The organism is Plantactinospora sp. ZYX-F-223, from assembly GCF_039649625.1.
Lineage (GTDB): Bacteria > Actinomycetota > Actinomycetes > Mycobacteriales > Micromonosporaceae > Plantactinospora.
Window position 1 is genome coordinate 1 of the sequence record NZ_JBDJAV010000059.1, and the last position, 8,445, is coordinate 8,445.

5 protein-coding genes are annotated in these 8,445 nt (G+C 65.4%); 2 read left to right on the forward strand and 3 right to left on the reverse strand.

The annotated features are described in order from the left end of the window. Window positions 1-165: 165 nt before the first annotated feature. From AAH979_RS37180 to AAH979_RS37190, 3 genes are read right to left on the reverse strand one after another with little or no spacing between them, the layout of a single operon-like run. Complete coding sequence (locus tag AAH979_RS37180; protein WP_346262823.1) at window positions 166-1,980, reverse strand: ABC transporter ATP-binding protein; 1,815 nt, start codon at window positions 1,978-1,980, stop codon at window positions 166-168. After that, on the reverse strand, window positions 1,977-3,728 hold the full coding sequence (locus tag AAH979_RS37185; RefSeq protein ID WP_346262824.1) for an ABC transporter ATP-binding protein: 1,752 nt from the start codon (window positions 3,726-3,728) through the stop codon (window positions 1,977-1,979). The genes AAH979_RS37180 and AAH979_RS37185 overlap by 4 nt, the downstream gene beginning before the upstream one ends. 18 nt (window positions 3,729-3,746) lie before the next feature. Then, window positions 3,747-5,483: a condensation domain-containing protein gene (locus AAH979_RS37190; RefSeq protein WP_346262825.1), complete on the reverse strand. Its 1,737-nt coding sequence runs from the start codon at window positions 5,481-5,483 to the stop codon at window positions 3,747-3,749. A gap of 695 nt (window positions 5,484-6,178) precedes the next feature. On the opposite strand from AAH979_RS37190, the gene AAH979_RS37195 reads away from it, so the two are divergent. Further along, window positions 6,179-7,213, forward strand: coding sequence for a pyridoxal-phosphate dependent enzyme (locus tag AAH979_RS37195; protein ID WP_346262826.1), 1,035 nt, complete (start codon window positions 6,179-6,181; stop codon window positions 7,211-7,213). A 68-nt stretch (window positions 7,214-7,281) separates the two neighbouring features. Further along, on the forward strand, window positions 7,282-8,421 hold the full coding sequence (locus AAH979_RS37200) for an acyl-CoA dehydrogenase family protein (RefSeq protein ID WP_346262827.1): 1,140 nt from the start codon (window positions 7,282-7,284) through the stop codon (window positions 8,419-8,421). Window positions 8,422-8,445: the final 24 nt, after the last annotated feature.

An 8,445-nucleotide genomic window follows, 5' to 3' on the forward strand; every position in this document is an offset into this window, starting at 1 on the left:
ACCCCAGAAACGATGATTGACCTGGTAGGACGTCAAGCACGGAAGTGCGACCAAAGATCGCTAGGTGACCATCCCGTTCTGGGGCGACCACGTGTCGGGCTGACCGCATCTATTCGGGGCGCTCGGCCGCCCACACCTCGAGTTCGGCGGAACGCGCCGCTGGGGTCATGAGCGTGGTGTTCCGGCCTGACGGGACCCGGCCGAAGACGGCCTCGGCTCGCGCGTGGCGCCTTCGCCGTGCCATGACCGCCACAGGCGGGCGTATGCCCCGTTGGCGCTGAGCAGCTCATCGTGGCTGCCCACCTCCAGCACCTTCCCGCCGTCCATCACGACGATGCGGTCGGCGTCGAGTGCGGTGCTGAGCCGGTGCGCGATGGCGATCACGGTGCGCCCGCGCATCACCAGAGCCAGCGCCCGCTCGGTTTGCCGTGCGGCACTGGGGTCCAGCGCGGCGGTGGCTTCGTCCAGAACGAGGGTGTGCGGGTCGGCCAGCACGAGTCGCGCAAGCGCTATCTGCTGAGCCTGCGGGGCGTCCAGCTTGATGCCGCCGTCACCCACCACCGTGTCCAATCCTTCGGGCAGCGTTTCCCACCAGAGGGCGTTGACGGCAATGAGGGCGGCGGTGATCTCCTTGTCGGACGCGGCCGGCGCGGCGAGGGAGAGGTTCTCGCGAATCGTTCCGACGAAGACGTGATGTTCCTGGGTGACCAGGGCGACCAGCCCGGTCCGCTCAGCAGGATCGAGCGTATGGACCGGCACATCGCCGAGGGTAACCAGACCGAGGCGAGGGGCGTCCAGGCCGGCGATCAGCCGACCGAGGGTCGACTTACCCGCCCCGGAAGGCCCCACGATAGCGACCCGCTCGCCCGGTTCGATCGTCAGGTCGATGCCGTGGAGCACATCGCAGTCGGCGTATCCGAAGCGTACGTCCCTGATCTCCAGGCGGTTGTCGCGCGGCGACACGGTCCCGTGCGGCTGTTCAGCCGACGCGCTCCGGACGCCGATGATGCGCGCGAATGACGCGGCGCCCAGCTGGATCTGATCGACCCACATGAGGATCTTGTCCACGGGATCGACGAGCTGCCACAGATAGAGGGAGACTGCGACGACCGCGCCGAGACTCACCGACCCGCGCGCGTGAAGTCCCCCACCCAGCAGGAGCGCGGCCGCCACCGGCAGGGTGTGGGCGACGTCGACACTGGGAAAGAAGACGGTACGAAGGCGGAGCGTGCGCACCCGGGCGGCGGCGGATGTGCCTATGGCGAGGTCACCGTTCTCGACCTGACGTTCTTGGAGACCGTACGTTTCGATCGTCCGGGCACCTTCGGCCGTCGCGACGACCACCTCCGCGAGTTGCGCGTTGGCCGCGCCCTCGTCGAGGTAGGCATTGCGGCCGCGTCGCACGTACCAGCGGGTGACGAGCCAAATGGCGGGTATCCCGACCAGGCCGCAGAGTCCCAGCAACGGATGCGTGAGGAAGACCACGACCAGTACGAAAACGATGTGAAGCGTCGCTATCAACAGGTCGGGTGCCGCGTTCCGGGCAGCTACTCCGACGGTCGAGATGTCGACCGAACTGCGGGTAGCAAGATCGCCCAGCCCTGACCGTTCCACCACGGTGACCGGCAGGTTGACAAGCCGGGTGAAGTACTCCGCCCGGACCTGTGCGGTGGTGCGCTCGCTGAAGCGGTGGGCGGCCAGCCGTGCGGCTCGTGTGAACAGAATCTGCACAACCACGAAACCGACCACGGTGAACGCCAGCCGGTCGATCGTGGTGAGGCTGGCATCCTCCTGGACCTTGTCGACGATCCGGCCGACAAGTGTCGGGCCGGCCAGTCCGGAGGCAGCGGCCAGGCAATTGAGCAGCAGCACACCAACGAGCGGCCACCTGTGCGTGCGCAGCAGCCGGCCGAACTCCTGCCGGACCTGGTGGCGGCTGGCGATCGGCAGTCGCTGCGTGCCTTCCTCGGCCTTGCTCACCGAACGTCCTCCGCGGCGATATCACGGACATCGTCGTCATCGCCGATTTGGCGAGCGACCAGGTGCCGATAGCCGGATTCACGGCGCATGAGGTCAAGGTGTGAGCCCCGCGCGACGACCTGGCCCGCGCACAGGTACATCACCGTATCGGTCTGGCCGAGCAGGACCGGCGAGGTGGTGACGACGACAGTCGTCAGGCCGGAGCGCGCCGCTCTGAGGCGCTCGGCGATGGTCGCATCGGTGTATGTGTCGACGGCCGAGGTCGGGTCCATCAGGGTCAGCACCTCGGGTGCGTACAGCAGCGCGCGTGCCAGCCGCAACCGCTGTCGCTGGCCGCCGGAAAGTGTGCGCGCCTGAGCGTTGAGTCGGGTGTCGAGACCGTCGGGAAGTCCTTGCAGCAGGTCGTCGGCGGCGGCGGCATGGAGGGCGGCGATGATCGCCTCGTCGCCGTGGGTGCCCGAACCACGGATGATGTCGCGCAGTGTGCCCGCGAACAGATATGACTCGCTCTCGGCGACGAGGATGCGGCGACGAACCTCGGCGAGCGGAATGCCGGCGATCAGCACGCCTCCCCAGGTGGCCCGTGTGTCGCCGAACCGGCCGATCCGATCCGCGATCGCGATCCCGGCCGAGTCGGCCGACACCAGCCCCACGGTGAGGCCGGCGGGCACCTCCACCGCACTGTCCGGATCGATCAACGACGCCGGGAAACGGGGGCTCGCCGAGAGCGGACCGACAACGGACGGCGCCGGTGGAAGGTTGAGCACATTGATCACTCGTTGCGCCGCGACCCGGCCTCGAACCAGGTCGTAGCCACCCTCGATCAGGAACGACACCGGGGTGACGAGCACAGCGGTGTAGCCGTACACGGCGATCATCTCACCCACGGTGATCTGTCCAAGTGCGGCCATGCGGGCGCCGAGCCAGATCACAACGGCGACGAACAGCGCCGGTAAGCCAGTGCCGAGCGATTCGATCCAGCTGGTGACACCGGCCACCCGATAGCCCAAGGTCCGAAGATTCTGCGACTGTTCGCGGTATCGGTCGGCGAAGATCTCCCGGCCGCCGAACCCGGCGAGCACCCGCAGCCCGGCCACCACGTCGCTGGCCCGGGTGGTCAGGCTGCCCTGTGCGGAGCGGTAGTTCACCTCGGCCGTTTCGAGCCGTTTGAACAGCGGCCGCACCGCGACCGTGAGCGCAGGGACACCGATCACGACGACGGTGGCGAGCACCGGGGAAACGCTCCAGAGCAACCCGGTGACCACGATGAGGGCGATGACGGCGCCCACGCCGGGGCCGGTCGTCGTCATGACCAACGAGATGTGCACAACGTCTGCGGCACTGGCGTGGACCACTTCACCACTGGCCACCCGCCGGCCCAGCGCCGCACCCAGCCTGCTCACGTGGCGGACCAGCAACGCATTCGTACGGGACGACGCGTCCATCCGGGCAAAGGTCATCAGGCGGTGCCGGAGAATGCCGAGGGTCGCGATGACGACGCCGGTGGCGATGAACCCACCCGTCCAGACCAGCAGCTTGACCAGTGATCGTTCCTCGATGCCCTCGTCGATCGCCTTCGAGATTACGAACGGCGGGATCGCCAGGCTCGCCATCCAGGCGCTGCCGACAAGGGCACCGATTGCCGTCCGGCCCTTCTGCATCCGGATGAGCCACCACAGATACCGCCCCGGGCTGCGCGAATCCGGCGTGCCGGGATCGGCGTGGGGAAGGCCGTGGGTCACGACCACCGTCGCGTGAGGATCTCGTCAACGAATGCCGGTGCGCGCCGCAGCATGCACGACTCCCTCTACTAGATATTCGTGTGGCGCGATGACCGGGCCGAAGCGATGCAGGACTTCAGATACCCGCGCGTGTACCTCCGCGACGTCGAAGAGCCGTCCGTCTCCCGACCCGATCTCGGCAGCGATGACGGGCTGCCCGTCCTGGCCTTCGCGTACTGAGACTCCGCTGCCGTCGCCGACGGCAAGGGTCCGCAGCATGTTCGCCACGGACGGCAGATGTACCCACGAGTGGTCGACGAAGACCCAGTCGTCGCCGCGCTCGTATCTTCGCAGGTCTACGACGTCACCGAGTGACGTCAGGGGCGTCGGGGCGTCGACGGATTGGCGCACGATCTGTTCGATGCCGTACAAAAAGGCGCGAACGTTGTCGTTCGACAAGATCGCGGTGCTGCACTGCATGTCGAAGATTACGTACTCATCCTTCGTCGCGATCGCCAGATGGAACCGCACGGGCGTCGGCGGCTCGTTGTCGCGGGAACGCAACGCACGCAACGCGCGGGGTTGCACGACCTCGAATCGAGTGGCCGGGCGGTCCACCGTCGGCGCATGCTCGCTGCGGCCGGCCGGGTCGGATCGGTCCAGGAGTTGCAGGTCGTTCACCAGCAGCCAGCGGTCGAAGGCCATTCCACGTTCGCGGCCGACCTTGTCCGCCAGCGAGACATACTTTGCCACGTCGTAGCGGCAGTTCGAGTATGCCATCATCGCCTCCAGCCTCACCCGATAGATGAGATCCTCGAATGTTCCGGACACGGCGTCGACCACGATGTCTGCGTCTGCCACCATCGGACCGATGTAGACGCGCTCCTCCGGCGTCGACCGATTGGCGAAGGCCAGGGACAGGTAGCAGCGCGGCGTTGAATTCAGCCAGGAGAGGAGCGCGCAAATCGCGGCATAATACACCATGGTCGTGGATACCCTGAGGCGCGCCGCGATCGACTCGGCAGCAGTCCTCGCCGCTGTCGAGTACAGCTTGCCGCGAGTCGCATCAGCGGTGCCAACGCCGGCGAAAGTGGCGAACATGCTCTGCGGCGATTTCCGAAGAACGTCTTCAACGTAGGCCAGGGAAGCCGCTTCGGTGCGCTGCCCGTCAGCAGATTGTTCACCGCGAGCGAGCGCTATGGGCCGCAGGGGCGTGGTATCCAGCGACTGGACGCCGGACGGACGGTCGCCGGAGCCGTCGTCATCGGACAGGAGCTCCTGCAGCTCGTCCTTGAGCATTTCCACTGCCCATGCGTCCGCCGCCGCGTGTGAGGCGCAGACCGCAATGTGGCTGACGGTATTCCGCAGGGTGATGATCGATGCCCGTAGGCCAAGATCCGTGCCGATGTCGAAATCGATCGCCGTCAGGCGGTTCATCTCCAGGTGTGCTTCCGTTTCCGACTCCTCGGCACTGCGGCACTCGATCACCTCGAACTCCAGGGTGCCGTCACCGGCGACCGACTGCTGGATATCGCCACTCGGCCCTCGCCGAAAACGGGTCCGCAACGACTCATGCCTGACGAGCAGGTCAAGGAACACCGCCGCGGCCTCGCGCGCCTCCAGGTCCCGGGTAACCGGAAAGACGAATGCGATATTTGAGTTGTAGTCCCCGGAGCGTCTGTTCAGAGTCTTGACGACTTGAAAATGCTGGGCCCAGGTCGCCTCCTCGACGTCGGCCGCCAGGCCCGAGAAACTCAATCGCACCGACGGGAGTCGTCGCATTCTTCTCCTCCGCTGAACATGGAGCCGACGGGGTCACCCCCACATGGCCGGCGGGCATCATCTTCCTCGTGCATGCGGGGACAGTCGTTGATCAGGTGTGCGGTTGCCGCTATGCGAAGTCGTTGCCGCGTGCCGGTCCGAGTGGCGGCCAGGGCCCGGTGTCGTCCGGTGGTCCAGTCCGGCATGAGTGATCGCCTAGCTTCACCCTCCCGGCCTGACTTCGATCATCATCCGGTGCCTGGGCTGCGCGCCGGTGTGACACCAGGCGTGCCGGGTCGCCACGGCCGGACTGCAACCGGCCCTTCCGGCTGATGACCTCTGTAGATGCGTACTGCGACGCTGTTGGCTCGTGCTTGATAATATCTGCTAATACGCCTCCAGCTAATACTTGATTAGCTCTACCGAGGTGCCTCGCGTTCGAGGATAGGGCAGCAATCAAAGTCTGGTCAACAGGTTGCGGTGCCGTCGGGGCCAAGCTACAGTCGATCCCACGTTCACTGAGGCTAATCTATTTGTGTAGCGTCGATGCGACGGATGGACCTGGCGTTCATTCGTTAGGCCAGGGGAGCTTCATGGAAGCATCGCAACGTTTGCTTCAGGGCCAAGCCGACTTGAACTACGTCCTCGTCTGCATGATTTGCCGTTGGCGTTGTTCGCCTGCATTTCTGCTTCAATGCCCAAGGTGTTCGGGGGCATTGGAGCCGACGCTGGCGAACGGCGCGGCGGTCGTCGAAATGGCCGCCGATCCTGCACACGCCTACCGGGATCTTCTTCCTATCAGTTCACCGGAGCTCATAGATGAAGGCCTCATGGTTCGCACCCCGTGCATACCTGCCGGGAAGCTTGGCAAGGCGATCGGCGTGCCAAGAATGTGGCTCAAGAACGAATCGGTCCAGCCCACCGGCACGACGAAGGACCGCATGGCCGCGCTGGTGGTCGCGGTTTTCCGTCAGCTCGGCATCAACGAGTTCGTCGCGTCCAGCACGGGTAACAGCTCCACCGCCCTGGCTCGAGCGGTCGCTCGGGACGAGCGTATGCGCGCGCATTTTTTCTGCGGCCGCGATTTCGTGCCGTTTCACCGGTTCGAACCCAGTGAACGCATTTCGCTGACCGTCGTGGACGGGTCGTATGCGACCGCCGGTGACGTCGCGCGGTCCTTCGCCAAGGAGCAGGGTCTCTGTTGGGAGGGCGGGTTCTTCAACTGGGCTCGCCGCGCCGGCTTGAAGACGGCCTACCTCGAGGCTTTTGATGAGATGACGGAGCCGCCGGACGTCATTGTGCAGGCCATCAGCAGTGGCATGGGCGTGGTCGCGGCGTTCACCGGGGTCAAGGAGTACATACAGCTCGGCCGGCTTGCCGCGATGCCTCGCTTTGTCATGGTCCAGCAGGACACATGTTCGCCAATGGCAACGGCCTGGCGTGACGGCCGGTATGAACTACACGATTCCGATATTGTTGACCGCCCCAGCGGGCTGGCTACCGCGATCCTGCTGGGTGACGGCTCGGAATTTTATCCATACATCGCGAGGATCGCCGCCGAAACGTCCGGAAACATCGTGGCGGTGGCGCAGGAAGATCTCGTCTCGACCCGGAAAATGATTATGGCGTTGGAAGGCATAGACGCGTGCTATTCGGCTGCCGCCGCGGTGGCGGGGGTGGCTGCCGAGGCCCGGGCCGGCCGCATTGATTCGCGCGATGTGGTGCTCGTCAACCTAACCGGGCGATACTGACCGGTTCGCCCCCTGATCGGGGGTTTTGGTCCGCTGGTTCACCTAAACCACGGAGTTGTTGCTGACCGATGAAGAACTTGTTGACGCCAGAGCAGCAGGACCAGCGAACACAGTTCAAGACCTTCGCGGACGATGTCGTCGCCCCACTCGCCGCAACCGTGGACTCGGCGCAATCGATGCCACGGGAGATCATCGCGAAGCTGGGCGCCGCGGGTTACCTCGCTTCGATGGTGCCCCGGGGACCGGGCAAGCCGGTTCTTGGCGCAATGGCGTACGGCTTCCTCAACGAGGAACTCGGCCGAACGTGCCAGTCCGTGCGCAACTTAGTGGCGTGCGCCGACATGGTTGCTCACTCGATCTACCGGTGGGGAAGCGCCGCTCATCGGGATGAGTGGCTCGGCCGTATCGCGTCGGGCGATGCGGTGGCCGCCTTCGGCCTGACCGAGCCACGCGTGGGCAGCGATGCCAAGAGTGTGCAGACCACCGCGAACCGCGTGGGCTCGGAGATCATTCTGCAGGGTCGAAAGAGATGGATCAGCTTCGGACAGAATGCCGATGTCTTCATCGTCTTTGCGAAGTACGAGGGCAGCCACACGGCGTTCTTGGTGGATCGGCACAGCGTAGGGCTCAGTGTGCAGCCGATCAGTGACCTCTTTGGGCTGCGCGGATCGATGCTCGGCGAAGTCGTGCTGGACGGGTGCCGAGTGCCGGTTGATGGTCTGTTGGGCCGGCCGGGGACGGGGCTTTCCTTCGTGGCGTCCTCGGCATTGGATGTCGGCCGGTACAGCACGGCCTGGGGCGCAGTGGGGTTGGCTCAGGCTTGTCTCGACGCGTCGTGCCGCTATGCCGACGAGCGCGTCCAGTTCGACGTTCCGATCAAGGGCCATCAACTGGTTCAGCGCATGTTGGCGAACATGGCCACCGATACCGTGGCGGCACGGATGCTGTGCTACCGGGCCGGCGTCTCCAGGGAGGCCGGCGACCCTGACGCGGTCAACCAGACGCTGATGGCGAAGTACTTCTCCTCGACGGTGGTCGGCCGCATCGCGAACGATGCCGTGCAAATCCATGGCGCGCAGGGAATCAGCTCGCAGGCACCGGTGCAGCGCCATTTGCGCGACGCCAAGGTCTTGGAAATCATCGAGGGGACGACCCAGATCCATCAGTCGATCCTTGGTCAGTACGCCGTTGTGGCGGGCAGGTCATGACGATGGTCAGCGCTTCCCCGTTCG